Raw genomic sequence first — 18,395 nt, forward strand, 5'->3', positions numbered from 1 at the left:
GGCCGTGGCCAGCGTGGGTACGTGCGCACCCACGTCCTCCTATAGAGACGCTGGCTGCGGTCGAACCATCTCCTGAACACCGCCCATGTTCGCGGCCATGTGCCGCTTTCACCTGCGAGCTTATTTCGGATCGGGGCTAACCCACACCTGAGCGCGAACGGCCTCTGCCAGGTTCAGGAGGATTACGAGCCGGAATCGTCTTAGACTAGTGCCGTTCCAACTATTCGCGCCTAGGAAGGCACCGTGTACGTCGTTCGTGGACAGATTTAGTATCAACAAGTTGGAACGGCACTAGCTGGCCGAGATGGCCGAAATGCCCCCGGGGCGCGCTCGGCTCGGCGAGGTGGCCGCCGTCTTCCTCAAGCTCGGGGTCATCGGCTTCGGAGGACCGGCGGCGCACATCGCGCTCATGCGGGACGAGGTCGTCCGGCGGCGGAAGTGGGTGAGCGACGAGCGGTTCCTCGACCTGCTCGGAGCGACCAATCTCATCCCCGGCCCCAACTCCACCGAGATGGCCATCCACCTCGGCTACGCCCGCGCCGGGTGGCCGGGGCTCATCGTAGGGGGTGCGCTGTTCATCCTGCCGGCGATGGTCATCGTGCTGCTGTCGGCCTGGGCCTACGTGCGCTACGGATCCGGCGCGCCGGCGATCTCGCTCCTGTACGGCATCAAGCCCGTCGTCATCGTCGTGGTGCTCCAGGCCCTCTGGGGTCTGGGCCCGGCGGCGATCAAGAGGCCTCTCCTCGGCATCGTCGGCGCGGCCAGCGCCGCCCTCTACCTGCTCGGCTACAACGAGCTCCTGCTGCTCTTCGGCAGCGGGGCGGTGGTGGCGCTGATCCAGAGCGGCCGCCGGCTGCGCGCCTCGCGCCTCGGGGTCTCGATCGGCGTGCCCATCTTGGCGGCGGCCAGCCTCGGTCACGCCGCCGGAGCCGTCGGTGCCGTCAGCCTGTGGACCCTCTTTCTGAGCTTCCTCAAGATCGGTTCCGTCATCTACGGCAGCGGGTACGTGCTCCTGGCCTTCCTCAGGAACGAGTTCGTGCACCGGCTGGGCTGGATCGACGACGGGCAGCTGCTCGATGCGGTGGCGATCGGCCAGGTGACGCCGGGGCCGGTCTTCACGACCGCGACCTTCATCGGCTACCTGGTCGGTGGCTGGGGTGGCGCCCTCCTGGCGACCCTGGCCATCTTCCTGCCTTCCTTCGTCTTCGTGGCCGTCAGCTATCCGCTGATTCCACGGGTACGCGCCTGGCCGTGGACGAGCGCCCTCCTGGACGGCGTCAATGTCGCCGCGCTGGGGCTGATGGCGGGGGTGACCGCAGAGCTGGCCCGGGCGGCCATCGTCGACGCATTCACGGTCGCGCTCGGGGTCGCCGCGGCCGTCCTCCTCGTGCGGTTCAAGGTGAACTCGGCCTGGCTGATCATCGGCGCCGGTCTGCTGGGGCTCGGGTATCGCTTCTTCGTGGCCTGACGTGGGTCCGGGCTCTTGCCGTCGTGCGACCTCCGCGCGTATAGTGCCGGTCACCATGCCGAGACGTCCCGCCACGATGGGCCGCGTCCTGCTCTTGCTCGCGCTGCTCGCGCTCCTGCTCGTTCAGGTTCCGCGGGCCTCGCTGAACATCGTCTGGCGCTTCGCGGTTCTCTCCTTCGATAACCCCGCGACCCAGGTCCTCGACGAGCTGGCCTGCGCGACGACGCCCTACGCGGACTCCACCGCGGAGGCGCGCGAATCTGTCGCGGTGGCCGCGCCGGGGCGGCTCGTCTGGCTGCAAGAGCCGCGCGCCGGTCAGAGGCCTGCCCTCGTCGCCGGCATCACCCGCTCTCCGCCCGCCGCCTAGCCCTCTCCCCACTCTGCGAGCTCAGCGGCCGAGGTGCGACCTCACGGCGGAGGGATCCATGCCGGAAGTGAGTCTGCTCGTACACGTCGGGATGCTGGCGTTCATCGGCGCGCTCGCCGCTGCCATCGTCGTCTATCACGTCTGGCTCGACGCGTATCTCAAGCGCCACGGGCGGTTGGCCTCGAAGCCCGTCGCGGTAGGCGGGGCGAGCGGGGAGGAGCGTCGCGCCCCTCCCCGCCCGGACACGCTTACTGGGGCTTGACGAGGAAGTGGGCGCGACGGTTCTTCGCCCAGCAGGATTCGTTGTGCTCGGTGCAGAGCGGCCGCTCCTCGCCGTAGCTGACCGTGGTGAAGCGGCTCGCCGGGATGCCCTGGGCCGCCAGGTAACTCATCGCCGCCTTGGCCCGACGCTCGCCGAGGGCGAGGTTGTACTCGTTGGTCCCGCGCTCGTCACAGTGCCCCTCGACCAGCACCAGCTGGTTCGGGTTGGCCTTCAGCCAGCGCGCGTTCGCGTCGAGGATCTTCGAGGCGTCCGGGCGGATGGTGTACTTGTCGAAGTCGAAGGGGATGTCCCGCAGCTCGGGGGCCGCCCTGAACTCCTTCGGCGCGGGGGGTGGAGGGGGCGGCGGCGCCGGAGCCGCGGGCGCCGGAGCCACCGGCGCGGGTGCCGGTGCGGGGGCGGGCGCCTGGGCAGCGGGCGGTGGCGCCGGCGCGGGCTGTACCGCGCCCGTCGGCGCCGGGGCTGAGACCTGCGTCACCGCGGGCCGCTTGGCGCACCCGCCGAGAACGATCAGGACGATCACGAGGGGCAGAACGGCGAGTCGTCCGCAGCGGGTCGTCATGAAGTCCATTCTCCTATCGCTCGAGAATCTGTTCCTGGCCCACCGTCACCGGCTTGCCCCACCAGCCCTCTTCGCGGGCCAGCCCGATGTCGCTGCGGGTGACGCGCGTCGAGGCGCCTTCACGGTTGCGCGTCGAGAAGTAGAGGTGATCGCCCGAGGCGAAGTGGGTCGGATGCGACTTCCACGTTGCCCATTCGTCGCCCGAGGCGCAGCCCGCGACCACGAGCGCGGCGGCACCGATCATCGACAGGGTGAAACGGCTGGTTGGCATGCTGAATGGCCTCCTGCGAGGGTTGCTCGCTGTGATTTTCTCCTCATTCTAATCACCGCTGCAAGCGCGTTCCTCAGATCGGGGGGCGGTCGGGATGCACGACCGCCCATCCGATCGACCGCAGATGGAGGTCCACGGTGGGGCGGGCGCGGCGATCGCTCCGGCGCCGCTCGGGCCCGCTGTTGAGGCGTTCCCGCCGGCGCTGGCCGAGGCGCCGGTCCAGCATGACCTCGATGTCCGGCTCATCCGCGAATTCGCGCTGGAGCGACAAGTAGAGGTCGGGTTGATCCCTCGCCACGAGGAAGAGCATCATTGCGCTCGCTCCCCGCGGCCGCTTAGAGTCGCCTGCGGATGGCGGACCTGGAAATCCTCGACCGGATTCAGCGGAAAGTGCTCTGGCTCAGCGCCTGGATGGTGCACGTCGCCAACGCGCATCGTTCCAACGTCGAGGGCACGAAAGTCGGCGGTCACCAGGCCTCCTCCGCGTCGGCAGTCACGCTCCTGACGGCGCTCTATTTCAAAGCCCTCCGTCCGGGCGACGCCGTGGCCGTCAAGGCCCACGCGTCGCCGGCATTTTACGCGATTCAGTACCTCCGGGGGCGGCTGCCGGCCACCGCGCTCCGGGGGCTGCGAAGCTTCGGGAGTCTACAGGCCTATCCCAGTCGGCGCAAGAACCCCGAGATCGTGGACCTGTCCACCGGCTCGATGGGCCTGGGCGCCGTGCAGGCCACGTTCGGCGCGCTCGCGACCCGCTACCTCGTCGATCACGGCGGGGCTCCCGGGCCGGAACGGTTCATCGTCATGGTCGGCGATGCCGAGCTGGACGAGGGCAACGTCTGGGAGGCGCTGGCCGAGGAGGCGGTGGCTGAGCTCGGCAACGTCCTGTGGATCGTCGACGTGAACCGCCAGAGCCTCGACCGGATCGTGCCCGACGGACGGCGCCGGCAACTGCCCGAGCTCTTCGCCGCTCTCGGCTGGCGCGTCATCGAGCTCCGTTACGGGGCGCGCCTCGACGCGCTGCTCGCGCGCCCGGGCGGCGCCGCCCTGCGTGCGCGCCTGGAGGCGATGCCCTACGCGCAGTACCAGAGTCTGCTGCGGCTCGGCCCCGGGGCCGTCCGCAAGGCGCTGGTGACGGGGCCGGCGGGGGAGACGGACGGCGCGGTCGATCGCCTGCTCGCGGAGATTTCGGACGAGACCCTGCCGGCGCTCGTCGGCGATCTCGGCGGCCACGATCTGGCCGCGATCCTCGAGGCGTTCGCCGAGGCGGAGCGCGAGCGCGCCCGGCCCCAGGTGATCCTCGCCCACACGATCAAGGGGTGGGGGCTCCCGTTCGCCGGCGACCCGCTGAATCACACCGCGCTCCTGACGCCGGCGCAGATCGAGGAGCTTCGCGCGGCGCTCGGCGTCGAGCCGGGCGCGGAGTGGGAGGGATTCCCCGGCGGGAGCGCCGAGGCCGAGTGGATCCGTCGCCTGCCGCCCCTCTTCGTCCCGCCCGCGCCCCGCCCGCTCGCCCACCAGGTTCCCCTCGAGCTGGACGAGACCTATGCCGCCGAGGCCTCCACCCAGGAGGCTTTTGGTCGGGTATTGGGGGCGCTCGGCCGTTTGCCGGTCGCCGAGGCCATCGTCACGGTCTCGGCGGACGTGGCCGTGACCACGCATCTGGGGGGCTGGATCAATCGCAAGGGGATCTACTTTCCGCGGGGCCGGCCGAACTTCTTCGCCGAGCTGCCGCAGGCCGTGCAGTGGCGGGAGTCCGAGCGCGGCCAGCACATCGAGCTCGGCATCGCCGAGCACAACCTCTTCCTGCTGCTGGGAGCGCTCGGCCTCACCCGCGAGCTGAGCGGGGTGACGCTGTTGCCGATCGGCACGCTCTACGATCCCTTCGTGAGCCGCGGGCTCGACGCGCTCTATCACGCGCTCTACTCCGGCGCGAAGTTCGTCGTGGTGGCCACGCCCTCCGGCGTGAGCCTCGCCCCCGAGGGCGGCGCCCATCAGTCGGTGATCACGCCGGGCATCGGCGTGGCGCTCCCCGACATCGTCTACTTCGATCCCCCCTTCGCGCGCGAGGTCGAGTGGATCCTGCTGGCCGCGCTCGACGCCATCGCCCGCGGCCAGGGCGAGAGCCTTTATCTGAGATTGTCGACGCGGCCGGTCGACCAGCGTCTGGCTCCGGCAGGGAGCCCCGGCTGGCGCGAGCAGGCACTGGCCGGCGCCTATCGCCTCATCGACGCGCGCGACGAGCCCGGCTGGGATCCGGAGATCAACGCGGTCCACATCTTCGCCGCCGGCGTCATGGTTCCGGACGCCGTGGCGGCCAGCCGGGCGCTCCGTGAGGAGGGCGTCTTCGCCAACGTCTTCGCCGTGACGAGCCCCGATCGTCTCTACCGGGGCCTGCGGACGGCTCGGCCCTACCTGGAGCGACTGGTTGCGGCCGACGAGGAGGGCGTGCCGATCGTCTCGGTGCTGGATGGCCACTCGCACGCGCTGGCGTTTCTCGGGTCGGCCCTCGGCGTGCCCCAGATCCCCCTCGGGGTGGATCACTTCGGTCAGTCGGGACGGCGACAGGACCTGTATCGCCACTACGGGATCGACGCCGAGGCCGTGGCCCGCGCGGCCCGCCTCCTGCTGGGGAGGCTCGGGCCGTGACGTCGGCCGCCCCGTTCATCCCTCAGAAGCCGACGCTCCCGGAGCTCCGCGCGGCGGCCGCGGGCGGTACGGGCTGCGAGCTCTAGCGGCGCGCGACCCGGACCGTCTTCGGCGAAGGGCCGCCGAATGCACGCTGTGGCGGGCGCCCGACGACGAGACGCGGCGCCGGGAGACCCGCCGCTTCATCGACGACCTCCAGACCGTGGCCCGCGTCCTCTGATATCATCGGGCAGCCGTTTCGAAAGGAGAGTCCTCATGCGCCGATTCACCGTTCTCGCATCCCTGCTGATCTTCGCGCTCGTCGTCGCGTCCGCGGGGTTGGCCGCCTACCCCGACCGGCCCGTCAAGCTGATCGTGCCGTGGGCGGCCGGCGGCGACACCGACTCGATATTCCGGCCGCTCGCCCAGCAGCTCCAGAAGTACCTCGGGGCCACCGTGGTCATCGCCAACGTCACCGGTGCCTCGGGGACGGCGGGCGCGCGGGAGGCGAAGGGCTCCCCGCCCGACGGCTACACGCTCTACGCCATCCACGACTACATCCATTCCACGTACTACACGGGCGTGGCCGACGTGGCCTACAGCGACTTCGAGCCGATCTGCTCGGTGTCCAACACGCCGTCGGTGCTGACGGCGAGCCCCAAGACCAAGTGGTCCTCCTGGCAGGAGCTGCTGGCCGACGCCAAGGCGCGGCCGGGGCAGATCACGGTGGGCGCCACCCTGGGCTCCACCAGCCACTTCTTCCCGGCGCTCATCGAGAAGGCGGCGGGGATCAAGTTCAAGTACGTTTCCTACGAGGGCCTGGCGCCCCGCATGAACGCCATCCTCGGCGGCCACATCGATCTGACCGACTCCAACCTGACCCAGAAGGGCAAGGTGGAGGCGGGGCAGCTCAAGTTCCTCGCCATCGGCACCGACAAGCGGCTGCCCGACGCGCCCAGTGTCCCCACCCTCAAGGAGCTCGGCGTGAACGTTGTCTACGCCGTCACCCGCGGGGTCACGGCGCCCAAGAGCACGCCGGCCGACATCCTGGCCAAGCTGGAGGCGGCCTGCCAGAAGGCGACGAGCGAGGCGAAGTTCGCCGAGGACATGGCCAAGCAGGGCACGTTCGTCCGCTTCATGGACCGCAAGGCGTACGCCGCGTTCCTCAGAGAGAACGATGAGCTGAACAAGACCCTGGCGCGCGATCTCGGGCTCCTGAAGCGCTGAGGGTGGTTGGTCGCAACGCGAGGCGGGGGGGAAATGGGGGGGACGTCTCGTCCCCCCCATTGTCCAGAGATGGCGTTGCCGGGCTGGTCTGTCTCGCTGGTTCTCTTCTTCTTCTCTGGACGTCGCGCGGACTCCCCCAGCCGGCGCTCGTCCCGATCGGGCCCGGGTTCTACCCGCGCATCCTCCTCGTCGTGACGGCGGTACTCAGCGCGGCGCTGCTGGTCTCGGACCTGTGGCGCCGCGGTCGCCGGCCCGTCGCGCCGGCGGTGAATTACCGGCTGGTGCTGCTGGCGTTCCTCATCTTCACCGCCTATGTGTTCCTGCTCCCCGTGCTAGGCTACCGCGTCGCCACCGCCCTCTTCGTCGGCGTGCTTCAGGCGACGCTCGAACCGCCGCGCGACGGGCGCGGCTGGGCGCTCGTGGGCGCCCTCGCCCTCGGCGCGATGCTCGTGACCTATTACGTGTTCGAGGCGTACCTGAACGTGCTGCTCCCTCGCGGGCGCCTCACGGGCTTCTGAGGTGTTCGGACCGCTCCTCGGCAGCCTCGGCGAGGTGCTCCAGCCGCAGTACCTGCTGCCCCTGGCCATCGGCACCCTGGCCGGGCTCGTCGGCGGCGCCCTGCCCGGCGTGACGATCACGATGACGATCATCATCGTGCTGCCCTTTACCTTCGGCATGGACCCGCTGGCCGGGCTGGCCGCCATGGTGGGCGTCTACGTCGGCGGCGAATCGGGCGGGCTCGTTACCGCGAGCCTGCTCGGCATCCCGGGGACGCCCTCGGCGGTGGCGACCACGTTCGATGGCTTCCCGATGGCCCGCCGTGGCGAGCCGGGACGGGCCGTGTGGCTCGGCACGTGGGCGTCCTTCATCGGTGGGTTGCTGGGCGCCATCTTCCTCGTCGGCGCCACGATGCCCCTGGCCCGCTTCGCCCTGCGGTTCGGTCCCTGGGAGTACTTCGCGCTGTTCATCTTCGCGCTCTCGATGGTGGCCGGGCTCACCGAGCACTCGCTCCTCAAGGGCTTCCTCTCCGGCGCCATCGGCCTGATCATCACGGTGATCGGCTCCGACCCGATCATGTCGGTCCCCCGCTTCACGTTCGGGAGCGAGTTCCTGCGCTCGGGCTTTCAGTTCCTCCCGGTCCTCATCGGCATCTTCGCCTTCGCCCAGATCATGACGGACCTCGAGAAGCTGGCTGCGGGTGGCCCGCAGGCGCGCATCGAGGCGCCGAACCTCGCCGTCTCCCACGTGGCGGTCATCTGGGAGATCCTCAAGCGGCCTTTCCTGCTTCTGTGGTCCACGATCATCGGCGTCTGGATCGGGGTCCTGCCCGCCATCGGCGGCAGCGCGGCCAACGTCATGGCCTACGACCAGGCCAAGAAGTTTTCGAAGCACCCGGAGAAGTTCGGGACCGGGATCCCCGAGGGGATCATCGCCTCGGAGGCGTCCAACAACGCCAACGTGGCCGGCTCGCTGGTGACGATCATGGCCTTCGGAATCCCGGGCGACGCGGTCACGGCGGTCATGCTCGGCGCCATGATCATCCACGGCATCCAGCCCGGTCCGCTGTTCATGATCCAGGAGCCGCGCGTCGCCTACGGCATCTTCGCGGCATACCTGCTGGCGCATCCGGTGATGATGGTGCTCCAGTGGCTGCTCGCGCGGGTCTACCTCAAGATCGTGCAGGTGCCGAAGTCGATGCTGGTGCCGGTGATCCTCGTGCTCTGCGTCATCGGCGCCTACGCCCTGAACAACACGATGGAAAACGTCTACGCGCTGCTCCTGTTCGGCGTGCTGGGCTACCTGCTCGTCAAGTTCGGCTTCCCGCTGGCGCCGCTCATCCTGGGCGTCATCCTGGGCGACCAGATCGAGATCAACCTGGTGCGCGCGCTCATGACCGACGGCGACCCGTGGCTGTTCCTGACGCGGCCCATCGCGGGCGTGCTGCTGGGGCTGTCCGCCCTCTCGGTCGTGCTGGCGCTCTGGCAGCACCGCCGCCAGTACCGGCGCGCCGCGCCCGCCCCGGCGCCCGACACCGACTTCTGAGCGATGGCCGGTACGACGTGCCGGGCGCCGGGCCGACCCGGCTCGACCCCGCCCAACACGGTATAATTCGAGACGCCATGGCCACCCTGACCGACTCCCGGAAACGCGAGCTGCGGCGCGAGCTCGAGACGGTCGTGGGCCCCGGCGCCGTGCTCAGCGATCCGGACGAGCTGCTGGTCTACGAGTCGGACGGCCTCACGCTCTTCCGCGCGCTGGCGGACTTCGTCGTGTTCCCGACCTCCGCCGAGCAGGTGGCGGTGGTCGTCAAGCTCGCCAACCGCGAGAGTCTGCCGTTCGTCGCCCGCGGCGCCGGCACCGGGCTCTCGGGGGGCTGCCTGCCCGCCGAGGGCGGGATCGTGCTCTCGCTCATGCGGATGAACCGCATCCTCGAGGTCGATTACGACAACCAGCTCGCCGTCGTCGAGCCCGGGCTCGTCAACCTGCATCTGTCGTGGGCCGTCGGCCCGCGCGGCTACTACTACGCGCCCGACCCCTCGAGCTAGCAGGCGTGCACGATCGGGGGGAACATCGCCAACAACTCCGGCGGTCCCCACACGCTCAAGTACGGAGTGACGGTCAACCACATCCTGGGCCTCGAGGTCGTGATGCCCGACGGCGAGATCGTCTGGCTGGGCGGCAAGACCCGCGAGACCCAGGGCTACGACCTGACGGGCGTCTTCGTCGGCTCCGAGGGGACGCTGCACCGGAAGGTCAACCACATCCTGGCCACGGGCGCCGAGGCGGTGGTCACGGCGAATCCGGGGTGTATTCTTCAGATCCAGGCGGGGCTCCGCGCCCACGGGGCGGAGGTGTCCGTGCTGCACATCGTCGAGGTCCTCGACCGCGCTGGCGACGCCGCGCCGTGAGCCGACCCATCGCGACCACACCCGAGGAGCACAAGGCGCAGGCGCCGAGGTCGGTGGGGTGCTTCGTGCTCACGATCTCCGACAGCAAGACGCCCGAGACCGACACCAGCGGCGCGCTCATCCGCGAGCTCCTGGGCGGGGCGGGCCACCGGGTGGTCGGGTTCGCCATCGTGCGCGACGAGCCCACCGATGTCCAGCGCGTGATCCGCGAAGCCGTCGCCGACCCGGCCGCCCAGGCGGTGATCCTCACGGGCGGCACCGGCATCACCTCCCGCGACGCGACGTTCGAGGCGGTGGAGGCGCTGCTCGACAAGCGGCTGCCCGGCTTCGGCGAGCTGTTCCGCATGCTCTCCTACCAGGAGATCGGGCCGGCGGCGATGCTCTCGCGCGCCCAGATGGGCATCTACCAGCGGCGGATCGTGGTGTCGCTGCCGGGCTCGCCGAACGCCTGCCGGCTCGCCCTCGAAAAGCTGCTCATCCCGGAGCTGGGCCACCTTGTGCGCGAAGTCAGCCGCTAGCCTGCTCGTCGCCGCGTGGCTGGCCTTTCAGCTGGGCGGCGCCAGCCCCAGCTCCCGCGCGCTCGACCAGCTCGAGCGGGCGGTGACGCGGCCGCTGCCCGCCGTTCCCCAGCGGGAGGTGACGCCGCCCGACCGGGTCTGGGTTCCCGATCGCTACATCCCGGGCCGCGACGGCGGCGTCGCGCACGTGCCGGCGCACTGGGAGCGCCGGGTCACGGACCGCGAGTTCCATGTTCCGCCCCTCGTCGTCTGCGGCGCCGGGCGGGAGTGCGTCCTGGTCCCGGCAGGCGTCCGGCCGCCGGCGGCCGAGCGCCAGGGGCCGTGAGGGGTATACTGATGTCGCCCTGACAAGGAGGTCCTGCATGCGACGTTCGCCGCTCCGCCCGGCCCTGGGCCTCGTGCTGCTCGCCACACTTCTCAGCGCCTGCGCCGGCCCCACGCTGGCGGGGTCGGCGCCGCCGCCCCGGGCGGCGGCCGCTCCGGAGCTGGCGCGCTTCAACGAGCTGTTGGCCGACCTGGCGGAGCGGCTCAAGCCCGCGCTGGTCCACGTCCGCGTGCGCCGGGAGGCCGCCAAGGAGGAATCGGAGGAGCCTCAGGAGCCGCGCCGCAGTGCCGGCTCGGGGTTCATCGTCAACCCCCAGGGCGTCATCGTCACCAACGCTCACGTCGTGGAGGGTGCTTCGACGGTCCAGGTGCGCCTGTTCGACGGCCGCCGGTTCACAGGCAAGGTGATCGGCCGCGACAGCCGCATCGATCTGGCGCTGCTGAAGATCGACGGCATGAAGGACCTTCCGACGTTGCCGTTCGGCGACTCCAACCGGCTGCGCGTGGGCGAGTTCGTGCTGGCGCTCGGCCATCCCTTCGGCCTCGAGCACACCGTGTCGTTCGGGATCGTGAGCCGCAAGGGGGCGCCGCTGTCGGTCGCCGCGCCGGGCTTCGACTTCATCCAGACCGATGCCGCCATCAACCCCGGCAACTCGGGGGGCCCGCTGGTCAACATGGCGGGCGAGGTGATCGGGGTCAACAGCATGGCCGCCCGCAACGGCTCGATCGGCTTCGCCATCCCTTCCAACCTGGTCAAGGTGCTCGTGCCCCAGCTCGTGGCCAAGGGCCGCATCGAGTGGGGCTGGCTGGGCGTCAGCATCACCGAGGTGGGCGAGGACGACCTGGAGCGGCTCAAGTTGCGCGAGCCCCGCGGCGTGCTGATCCGGTCCGTCATCCCGGGGGAGCCCGCCGACCAGGGAGGTGTGCGTCCCAACGACGTCATCGTCGCCCTCGACGGCACGCGCCTGGACGGCCCCCGCGATCTCCAGCGGGTCGTGGCCGCGGCGCCGGTCGGCAAGAAGGTGCGCGTCACCGTGTGGCGCGACGGGCACGAGACCGAGATCGAGGTGACGATCGGCCGGTACAAGGCGGTCGAGGAGCAGTAACTACTCGGTCTTGGCGCACTCCTCCAGGAGTCGCGCCAGACGCGCGACGATCGCCGCGCGGGCGCGGATGAAATCGTCGCTGACCGGTGGCACGTCGTCCCAGCGCTCCATCTCCCGACCCCGCCCGGCCAGCCCGCTCAGGTCGCAGTTGAACGAGACGACGCGCCAGGCCCGGGCGACATCGTCGCGGGTGACCTGGCGCGGGCGCCGAGCACGGAGATCGATCCCGTCCGCCAGCAGCTCCTTGACCACGCGGGGCGCGATCTCGGGGTCGGGCTCCGTGCCCGCGAAGCTCGCGCGCACCGGCAGCCCGCGCCCGTCCGCCATCCGCTGGAAGTAGGCGGCGGCCAGCACGCTCTTGGCGGCGCCGTGCTGGCAGACGAAGAGGACGGTGCGGGGGGTGTCCATCGCCATCTCCTTCAGGCCCGCGCCCGCGGCGCCGCCAGCGCCGCCAGCGTGACGCGCGCCCAGGGCTCCTCCAGCGTGGGCGTGGGCCGGTAACGGGTGGCCTGGGTGATGCGCATGCCGCCCTCCCACTCGGTGGCCGCGTCCTCGAGCACGTCTTCGACCCCGAGCAGGAAATAGCCGAGCCCGAACTCGTCGCCCCCCTCGACCGGCAGGGGGCCGTCCAGCGCGCGCGCCTTCACGTAGGCGATGGCGTCGGGCTCGATCACCAGGAGCGTGCCGGCCTTGCGCTCCACGAGGTTGCGCGCGCTGCGGCTCGTTGTCAGGATCACGAGGCCGAGGGTGCCGGGATCATACGCGCGCACCTCCAGGTACGACAGCAGCATCGGGTGGGGCCGCCCGTCGGCGTCCACGGTCACGAACGGGAGCGCGACGCCCAGCCGCCGCTGGAGATCGCGCTGCGACAGGCGCTCCACCAGCTCGGCGGGCAGCGCGGGGCCGCGACTGCGCGTCATCGGGGCTCCGGCTCGCTCATCGTGCCACTCAATTACACGATTTCGATGGGCGCGTCCACGTAGACAGTGTATCGGCGCGGCTTCACGCTGGCGTGGGCCGGATCCACGTAGACGATCGAGCTCTGCCCTCGGATGGCGCGGGGCAGGATCGCGACGCGGATAAAGCTCGTCGGCTCCGTCGCCGAGGCGATGGCGTGTACCGGCTCGACGCCGGTCTCGAACCAGGCGTCGCCGCGCCTCATCCGCCGGCCCGGGCGAGCGCCGACCCGTACCTCCAGCCCGCCCGCGATAAGACAGCGGATGCCCCCGCCCTTGTGGCCGTGGGGCAGCGCCTCGCCGCCTGGCGCGAAGTCGACGCGGTCGCAGCGCATCAGGTACTTCTGGGCGGGATCGAGCGCGAGCGGATGCTCGAGGAGCAGCGTGACGCCGACGCCTCGCGGCGGGGCGCCAGGCGCCGGCCCCGGGGCGACAGACAGCAGCTCGTAGCGAAGGACCACCGCGCCGCCGGGGCCGCCCGCCACCTCGCAGTCCTCGACGCCCTGCCAGGCCGCCTCGGCGTGGACGGACGCGCGGGGGCCCGGGCTCGTCACGTCGATGGTGCCCGTGAGCGCATAGAGCACGCGGTTCAGGGCCGGCAGCGCTAGGCGCGCCGCCGGCGCCAGCCGGTCCTCGGAGAGACGGAGCGCGTACACTCAGTACTCGCGCGCCGGATCGACCAGCGGCTCTCCCCCGGCGAGGCCCGCCCGCTCGGCGGCGCCCAGATAGACGCCGGGCGCGTCGATCCAGAGCAGGACGGGACGCGTCGGGGTCAGCCGAGGATCAGCCGCCGGCGCGGGCGACTGGCTTGCCGGCGCCCAGCGACTCGCCCCCGCCGTTGGAGGCGACATCGCAGGCGGTGCCACCGTTGCGGTGGATCGCCAGGTCCTTGATGCTGGGCGACCCGCCGCAGAGCGGGCAGTTGGGATCCCGCCGGAGCTTGACCTCACGGAAGCGCATGCCGAGGGCATCGTAGGTCAGGAGGCGTCCGATCAGGGGCTCGCCGATCCCGAGCAGGACCTTGACCGCCTCCGTCGCCTGGATCGTTCCGATCACGCCTGGGAGCACGCCCAGGACCCCGGCCTCGCTTCAGGAGGGGACCAGGCCCGGGGGCGGCGGGGTGGGGTACAGGCAGCGGTAGCACGGCCCCTCGCCGGGCGCGAAGACGGTGGCCATTCCCTCGAACTGGAAGATGGAGCCGTGGACGTTGGTCTTGCCGGCCAGGTAGCACGCGTCGTTGACGAGGTAGCGCGTCTCGAAGTTGTCCGAGCCGTCGACGATGAGGTCGTAGTCCTTGATGATGTCCATCGCGTTGTCGACGGTGATCCGCCCGGCCAGCGGGATGACGGCGACGTCGGGGTTGAGCGCCTTGAGCATGCGGGTGCCCGACTCCACTTTCGGCTTGCCGATGTCGGCCGTGGTGTGGAGGATCTGCCGCTGGAGATTCGTGACGTCCACCACGTCGCCGTCCATCAGGCCGATCGTCCCCACGCCGGCGGCGGCGAGGTAGAGCGCCGTCGGCGAGCCGAGGCCGCCGGCGCCGATCAGGAGCACCTTCGAGCGCATGAGCCGGCGCTGGCCTTTCTCGCCCACCTGCGCGAGGAGGAAGTGACGGCTGTAGCGCTGGATCTGGTCGGGGCTCAGCGGTACGTCGCGCACCGTGGGCAGGCCGGACTGCGCCCATTTCTGATAGCCGCCCCCGAGGTTGATGACGTTCTGGTAGCCCAGCTCCTTCAGCACCTTCGCCGCCAGCACCGACCGGAGCCCGGTCTGGCAGTAGAGGACGATGGGCGTGGCCGGGTCCGACACGACGCCGGCGACCCGAAACTCGAGAAAGCCCCGGCTGATGTTGGTGGCCGCCTCGATGTGCCCGTCCCGGTACTCGTCGGGGTCGCGCACGTCGATGAGGGCCAGGGGCTCACCGGACTTCAGGCGGCGTTGCAGGTCGGCTGGTCCCTCCTCGGGGACGGCCTGCCGGGCCTCGGTGATCATCTCCTTGAGCGTCTTCATCGCACCAAATGTTACCCCCAATTCCGGTCGGATGTAACTCCCATTTCGGTCGAGCCCAGCGAGGATTTGACCGAGAGTCTATTCTGGAACCTGACCGGCGGGAGTTTGTTTTTGTCTCAGCAGGGGATTTCCAGGATCGGTGTGAGAGGGGGTGATGCCGACCGCCGGGGAAGTGGCGAGATCGCCCGCCAGGATCGGCTGACAGGTGTGGAACCTCAGGAGGGGGACCAATGACGCCGAAGAGAACGCTTCGGATAGGTGTGTGTGTCGCAGTGCTGGCGATGCTCACCTTTCCGGCCGTCGTGGCCGGAGAGACGGTCCACGCAAAGCTGAATGGGTTCGAGGAGACCCCGCTGACGTTGTCGACGCCCGCGAGCGGACAGTTCACAGCCCATATCAACCAGAGTGAGAGTGTGCCGTGCAAGGCCAGTCAGCGCAGCCGGTGAAAGTCCGGTCCAAGGAGGTGTCGGTACACCTTGGTAGCTACCCGGGAGACGGCGAGGGCGACCGACCCGTCGAAGCCCCGGGGACAGAGGTCCGCCTTGGGCGGGTCAGCGAGCGTGCGGGCCGCAACGCGAGTGAAGCCTGAGCAGGCCCCGAAAGGTTGAATGCGAGCGCCGAGTCTCCTCTCAATAGACGAAGGCCGCCGCGGGCGATCGGATACACCGATACCTGAAGGTCGCCCGGCTCGCCGGGGTAGTGGGCGCAGCACGTACGCACGCGGTGACTGGCAACACGGGAGGCCTGTCGCGCGGCCGGGGCGACCCGGCACCGACTCCTTCGGGGGGTGGGCGAGGCAGGCGTCGGAGGGGCCCATAGATCCCGCATGCGGCGCTGATGACGTGCCTGGCGCGGCGGATCAGCGACGGCCGGATGCTGCACCTGCTGAAGGGGTGGCTGAAGGTGGCGGTGGTGGAGCCGGACGAGCGGGGGGCTCACCGGCGGGGAGGCGGGAAGAGGGCAACCCGGGGAACTCCGCAGGGCGGAGTAGTGTCGCCGCTGTTGGCGAACATCTACATGCATCGGTACATCAAGGCGTTTCGCCGGTATGGTCTCGACCAGAAGTACGGCGCGCAGCTTGTCACCTATGCCGACGACCTGGTGGTGCTGTGTCGGCAGGGTGCCCACGAGGTCCTGGAGAAGACACGGGGCTGGATGGGGAGCATCGGGCTCGCGCTGAACGAGGGAAAGACCGGGGTGCGGGACGCGCGCTGCGAGTCCTTCGATTTCCTGGGGTACACCTTCGGACCGATGTACTCGCCGCGCACAGGCGGACGTTACAACGGAGCACGACCTTCGAAGAAGGCCATCGCCTCCATCAAGGGAGCGATCCGGCAGCAGTTGCGGAACGGGAACCAGGCTCCGTGGCCGGAGGTGGTGACCCGCCTGAACCGCGCCGTGCGGGGCTGGGCGGCCTACTTCTGCTACGGCTCGTTGGCGAAGGCGCGTCACGATGTGCAGCGGCATCTGTACGATTCGGTACGCCGCTTCCTCCGACGCCGGCACAAGGTGGCTGGGCCTGGGTACCGGCAGTTTCCCGAGGCGGCGGCATTCGGAGAGCTGGGTGTCATTCGACTGGACCGACTTCCGCGGCTCGCCCCTGCGAATGCCGCCCGAGAAACCCGTCCGAGAGCCGGATGACCGAAATGGTCACGTCCGGTTCGATGAGCGGGGGCGCGAGACGGAGCGATGGACTTCTCGGCGAGAGCGGTCACGAAAGATGCCGCTCGCAGCAGGCGCCGCCGGTCCTGCACGCCACCGCGCGCGTCCTCGACTCTACCAGTGATCCCCCCCGAAGATTAGTGAGCAGGGCGAGCAAGGACTGGAGGGAGATGAGCGCAACGGAACGAGCTCTCAGCGCGCCGGCGATCGAGGTGGTGGCGAAGGCGACGCGGCGGCGGTTCAGCGCCGAGTACAAGCGGAAGGTCGTGCGGGAAGCGGACGCCTGCAAGACCCCGGGGGCTATCGGCGCCCTGCTCCGCCGGGAAGGACTGTACTCGTCGCACCTGACGGTTTGGCGGGCTGCGCGTAATCGCGGCGAGCTGGGCACCACGAAGAAGCGTGGGCCAGCCCCGCAGCCCCGGGATCCCCGCGATAAGGTGATCGCGGAGCAGGCGCGCGACCTGGCGCGCTGGAAGCAGCGCGCCGAGCGGGCGGAGGCCCTGGTCGAGCTGCAAAAAAAACTGGCGGCGTTGCTGGGAACGCCGCTGAGCACCGAGGGCTCGTGATGGCCCTGGTCACGGAGTTCGGCCCGCGGCACGGCGTCGCGTCTACGTGCGCGGCGTTGGGCGTGCCCCGCGCCACGTACTATCGGCGGCGCCGGCCCCAGAGCGCCTCGCCGCTGCGCCGGCGCTCGCCCCGAGCGCTGACGGACGGAGAGCAGGCCGCGGTACTCGAGCAGTTGCACGCGCCGCGCTTCGTCGACCGCGCTCCGGCGGAGGTGTACGCCACCCTGCTCGACGAAGGGGAGTATCTCGGTTCCGAACGGACCATGTACCGGCTGCTCGCGGCGCACGCCGAGGTCCGGGAGCGCCGCGACCAGCTCCGGCATCCCATCTACGCGGCCCCCGAGCTGTTGGCCCGCCGGCCCAACGAGCTGTGGAGCTGGGACATCACCAAGCTCCTCGGCCCGGCGAAGTGGACCTACTTCTACCTGTACGTGATGCTCGACGTGTTCAGCCGCTTCGTGGTCGGCTGGATGGTGGCGCATCGCGAAAGCGCCACGCTGGCGGAGAAGTTCATCAGCGAGACGTGTGACCGCCAGGGCATTGGGCGGCAGCAGTTGACGATCCACGCCGATCGCGGCTCGGCGATGACCTCCAAGCCCGTGGCGCTGTTGCTGGCCGACCTGGGCGTGACGAAGACCCACAGCCGGCCCCACGTGTCCAACGACAACCCGTTCTCGGAAGCGCAGTTCAAGACCCTGAAGTACCGGCCGGACTTCCCCGAGCGATTCGGGGCGATCCAAGACGCCCGTGCGCACTGCCAGGTCTTCTTCCCCTGGTACAACACCGAGCACCGGCATGGCGCCCTCGGCCTGCTGACGCCGTACGACGTCCACTACGGACGGGCCGAGCAGCGCTTGGCGGCGCGCGCGGCCGTGCTGGCAGAGGCCTACGCGGTGCATCCTGAGCGCTTCCCCAGGGGAGTGCCGCAACCCACCGCGTGTCCCAGCGAAGTGTGGATCAATCCACCCCAGCCGCGAGCGGCCAAGGAGGCGCTCCTACACTAAACTCATGAACCCACTGTCTCATTCTTGTTGACAGGTTCCGTGTTGCAGTGGCTCTGGCGGGCCAGCCACAGTCGCCTCGCGCCGTTCCAGAAGCTCGCTCGGATGCTGCGCGCCCATCTCGACGGGGTCCTCGTCTGGACCCAGCTCCGCGTCAGCAACGGCGCCCTCGAGGGCATGAACAACAAGGTCAAGGTCATCAGCCATCGCGCGTACGGCTACCGGACTCCCTGGACCTACATCGCGAACATCTACCATTGCTGTGCGGGGCTCCCGCTGCCGTGACACTCTTGGGAGACGAGCCCGTTGTGTTACGAGCGCAAAGGCAGAAAATTATAGCTTATCGCCGCCGCGCCTACAAACTAGGCGGCTTGCTGTCGACGGTGAAGTAGCGGTGACCGCCTGCTCGACGGTTTGCATGAGAGCGGTCACCTCCCGCAAGGCGACCGTCTGTTGGACTTTCGTCAAAGTAGCACCCTTATCAGCGCCTGGAACACTGCCCTCAATCTTGCGCGGCGCCATGGCCGCTGCGGGCGTGTTCGC

At 69.9% G+C, this 18,395-nt stretch carries 19 protein-coding genes and 3 pseudogenes; 14 read left to right on the plus strand and 8 right to left on the minus strand.

The annotated features are described in order from the left end of the window. Positions 1–304: 304 nt before the first annotated feature. The 3 genes from chrA to VGV13_18195 are packed head-to-tail and all read left to right on the plus strand — an operon-like array spanning position 305 to position 2,097. A complete protein-coding gene (chrA, locus tag VGV13_18185) occupies positions 305–1,468 on the plus strand; it encodes a chromate efflux transporter (protein HEV8643021.1) in 1,164 nt (387 codons plus the stop codon). Between the two features lie 55 nt (positions 1,469–1,523). Next, entirely contained in the window at positions 1,524–1,835 is a 312-nt protein-coding gene (locus VGV13_18190) for a hypothetical protein (protein HEV8643022.1), read from the plus strand. A 58-nt stretch (positions 1,836–1,893) separates the two neighbouring features. Next, positions 1,894–2,097, plus strand: a complete 204-nt coding sequence (locus VGV13_18195) for a hypothetical protein (protein ID HEV8643023.1) — start codon at positions 1,894–1,896, stop codon at positions 2,095–2,097. On the opposite strand, the gene pal is transcribed toward VGV13_18195, so the two are convergent. The 3 genes from pal to VGV13_18210 form a co-directional block, all read right to left on the minus strand. Then, positions 2,084–2,677, minus strand: coding sequence for a peptidoglycan-associated lipoprotein Pal (gene pal, locus VGV13_18200; GenBank protein ID HEV8643024.1), 594 nt, complete (start codon positions 2,675–2,677; stop codon positions 2,084–2,086). The genes VGV13_18195 and pal overlap by 14 nt on opposite strands. 13 nt (positions 2,678–2,690) lie before the next feature. After that, positions 2,691–2,948 (minus strand): hypothetical protein, encoded by a 258-nt coding sequence (locus VGV13_18205; protein HEV8643025.1) that lies wholly within the window; start codon positions 2,946–2,948, stop codon positions 2,691–2,693. Positions 2,949–3,021: 73 nt separating this feature from the next. Beyond that, a complete protein-coding gene (locus VGV13_18210; GenBank protein HEV8643026.1) occupies positions 3,022–3,261 on the minus strand; it encodes a hypothetical protein in 240 nt (79 codons plus the stop codon). 38 nt (positions 3,262–3,299) lie between these two features. Between VGV13_18210 and VGV13_18215 the strand changes: the two genes are divergently transcribed. The 8 genes and pseudogenes from VGV13_18215 to VGV13_18250 all read left to right on the plus strand — a co-directional run bounded on the left by VGV13_18215 (position 3,300) and on the right by VGV13_18250 (position 11,657). After that, the gene (locus VGV13_18215; protein HEV8643027.1) at positions 3,300–5,594 is read left to right on the plus strand and encodes a pyruvate dehydrogenase; all 2,295 of its coding nucleotides are present in this window, start codon (positions 3,300–3,302) and stop codon (positions 5,592–5,594) included. A 255-nt stretch (positions 5,595–5,849) separates the two neighbouring features. Further along, positions 5,850–6,800, plus strand: a complete 951-nt coding sequence (locus VGV13_18220; GenBank protein ID HEV8643028.1) for a tripartite tricarboxylate transporter substrate binding protein — start codon at positions 5,850–5,852, stop codon at positions 6,798–6,800. Between the two features lie 2 nt (positions 6,801–6,802). Continuing rightward, complete coding sequence (locus VGV13_18225; GenBank protein ID HEV8643029.1) at positions 6,803–7,318, plus strand: tripartite tricarboxylate transporter TctB family protein; 516 nt, start codon at positions 6,803–6,805, stop codon at positions 7,316–7,318. Position 7,319: 1 nt separating this feature from the next. Further along, positions 7,320–8,843, plus strand: coding sequence for a tripartite tricarboxylate transporter permease (locus VGV13_18230; protein ID HEV8643030.1), 1,524 nt, complete (start codon positions 7,320–7,322; stop codon positions 8,841–8,843). Between the two features lie 77 nt (positions 8,844–8,920). Further along, positions 8,921–9,709: pseudogene (locus VGV13_18235) on the plus strand (FAD-binding protein). Next, a complete protein-coding gene (locus tag VGV13_18240; GenBank protein ID HEV8643031.1) occupies positions 9,706–10,227 on the plus strand; it encodes a MogA/MoaB family molybdenum cofactor biosynthesis protein in 522 nt (173 codons plus the stop codon). Before VGV13_18235 ends, VGV13_18240 begins: the two are co-directional and overlap by 4 nt. Then, positions 10,205–10,552, plus strand: coding sequence for a hypothetical protein (locus VGV13_18245; protein HEV8643032.1), 348 nt, complete (start codon positions 10,205–10,207; stop codon positions 10,550–10,552). Before VGV13_18240 ends, VGV13_18245 begins: the two co-directional genes overlap by 23 nt. A gap of 37 nt (positions 10,553–10,589) precedes the next feature. Next, on the plus strand, positions 10,590–11,657 hold the full coding sequence (locus tag VGV13_18250) for a trypsin-like peptidase domain-containing protein (protein HEV8643033.1): 1,068 nt from the start codon (positions 10,590–10,592) through the stop codon (positions 11,655–11,657). Here the strand turns inward: VGV13_18250 and VGV13_18255 are convergent, their stop codons facing one another. The 5 genes and pseudogenes from VGV13_18255 to VGV13_18275 form a co-directional block, all read right to left on the minus strand. Beyond that, positions 11,658–12,065 carry a hypothetical protein gene (locus VGV13_18255; GenBank protein ID HEV8643034.1) on the minus strand — a complete coding sequence of 136 codons (408 nt, stop codon included), beginning with the start codon at positions 12,063–12,065 and terminating at the stop codon, positions 11,658–11,660. It lies immediately after the preceding gene. Between the two features lie 11 nt (positions 12,066–12,076). After that, positions 12,077–12,577, minus strand: coding sequence for a pyridoxamine 5'-phosphate oxidase family protein (locus tag VGV13_18260; protein HEV8643035.1), 501 nt, complete (start codon positions 12,575–12,577; stop codon positions 12,077–12,079). 32 nt (positions 12,578–12,609) lie between these two features. Then, positions 12,610–13,269 carry a hypothetical protein gene (locus tag VGV13_18265; protein HEV8643036.1) on the minus strand — a complete coding sequence of 220 codons (660 nt, stop codon included), beginning with the start codon at positions 13,267–13,269 and terminating at the stop codon, positions 12,610–12,612. A gap of 226 nt (positions 13,270–13,495) precedes the next feature. Further along, positions 13,496–14,272, minus strand: a pseudogene (moeB, locus tag VGV13_18270) (molybdopterin-synthase adenylyltransferase MoeB). Between the two features lie 27 nt (positions 14,273–14,299). Then, a pseudogene (locus tag VGV13_18275) lies at positions 14,300–14,623 on the minus strand (rhodanese-like domain-containing protein). Between the two features lie 819 nt (positions 14,624–15,442). Between VGV13_18275 and VGV13_18280 the strand changes: the two are divergent. The 3 genes from VGV13_18280 (at position 15,443) to VGV13_18290 (ending at position 18,137) form a co-directional block, all read left to right on the plus strand. Next, on the plus strand, positions 15,443–16,264 hold the full coding sequence (locus tag VGV13_18280; GenBank protein ID HEV8643037.1) for a reverse transcriptase domain-containing protein: 822 nt from the start codon (positions 15,443–15,445) through the stop codon (positions 16,262–16,264). A 191-nt stretch (positions 16,265–16,455) separates the two neighbouring features. Beyond that, positions 16,456–17,855 (plus strand): IS3 family transposase gene (locus VGV13_18285; GenBank protein HEV8643038.1). Its coding sequence is split into 2 segments (ribosomal slippage): positions 16,456–16,810 and positions 16,810–17,855, totalling 1,401 coding nucleotides; the frame shifts between segments, so codons are not numbered across the junction. Between the two features lie 39 nt (positions 17,856–17,894). Beyond that, the gene (locus VGV13_18290; GenBank protein ID HEV8643039.1) at positions 17,895–18,137 is read left to right on the plus strand and encodes a transposase; all 243 of its coding nucleotides are present in this window, start codon (positions 17,895–17,897) and stop codon (positions 18,135–18,137) included. Positions 18,138–18,395: the final 258 nt, after the last annotated feature.

The sequence above is a fragment of the Candidatus Methylomirabilota bacterium genome, from assembly GCA_036001065.1.
Taxonomy (GTDB): Bacteria; Methylomirabilota; Methylomirabilia; order Rokubacteriales; family CSP1-6; genus MNEF01.

Coding starts and splice junctions, on each gene's coding strand:
- chrA (HEV8643021.1), top strand. CDS start 305: ATGGCCGAAATGCCCCCGGGGCGCGCTCGGCTCGGCGAGGTGGCCGCC.
- VGV13_18190 (HEV8643022.1), top strand. CDS start 1,524: ATGCCGAGACGTCCCGCCACGATGGGCCGCGTCCTGCTCTTGCTCGCG.
- VGV13_18195 (HEV8643023.1), top strand. CDS start 1,894: ATGCCGGAAGTGAGTCTGCTCGTACACGTCGGGATGCTGGCGTTCATC.
- pal (HEV8643024.1), bottom strand. CDS start 2,677: ATGACGACCCGCTGCGGACGACTCGCCGTTCTGCCCCTCGTGATCGTC.
- VGV13_18205 (HEV8643025.1), bottom strand. CDS start 2,948: ATGCCAACCAGCCGTTTCACCCTGTCGATGATCGGTGCCGCCGCGCTC.
- VGV13_18210 (HEV8643026.1), bottom strand. CDS start 3,261: ATGATGCTCTTCCTCGTGGCGAGGGATCAACCCGACCTCTACTTGTCG.
- VGV13_18215 (HEV8643027.1), top strand. CDS start 3,300: ATGGCGGACCTGGAAATCCTCGACCGGATTCAGCGGAAAGTGCTCTGG.
- VGV13_18220 (HEV8643028.1), top strand. CDS start 5,850: ATGCGCCGATTCACCGTTCTCGCATCCCTGCTGATCTTCGCGCTCGTC.
- VGV13_18250 (HEV8643033.1), top strand. CDS start 10,590: ATGCGACGTTCGCCGCTCCGCCCGGCCCTGGGCCTCGTGCTGCTCGCC.
- VGV13_18255 (HEV8643034.1), bottom strand. CDS start 12,065: ATGGACACCCCCCGCACCGTCCTCTTCGTCTGCCAGCACGGCGCCGCC.
- VGV13_18260 (HEV8643035.1), bottom strand. CDS start 12,577: ATGACGCGCAGTCGCGGCCCCGCGCTGCCCGCCGAGCTGGTGGAGCGC.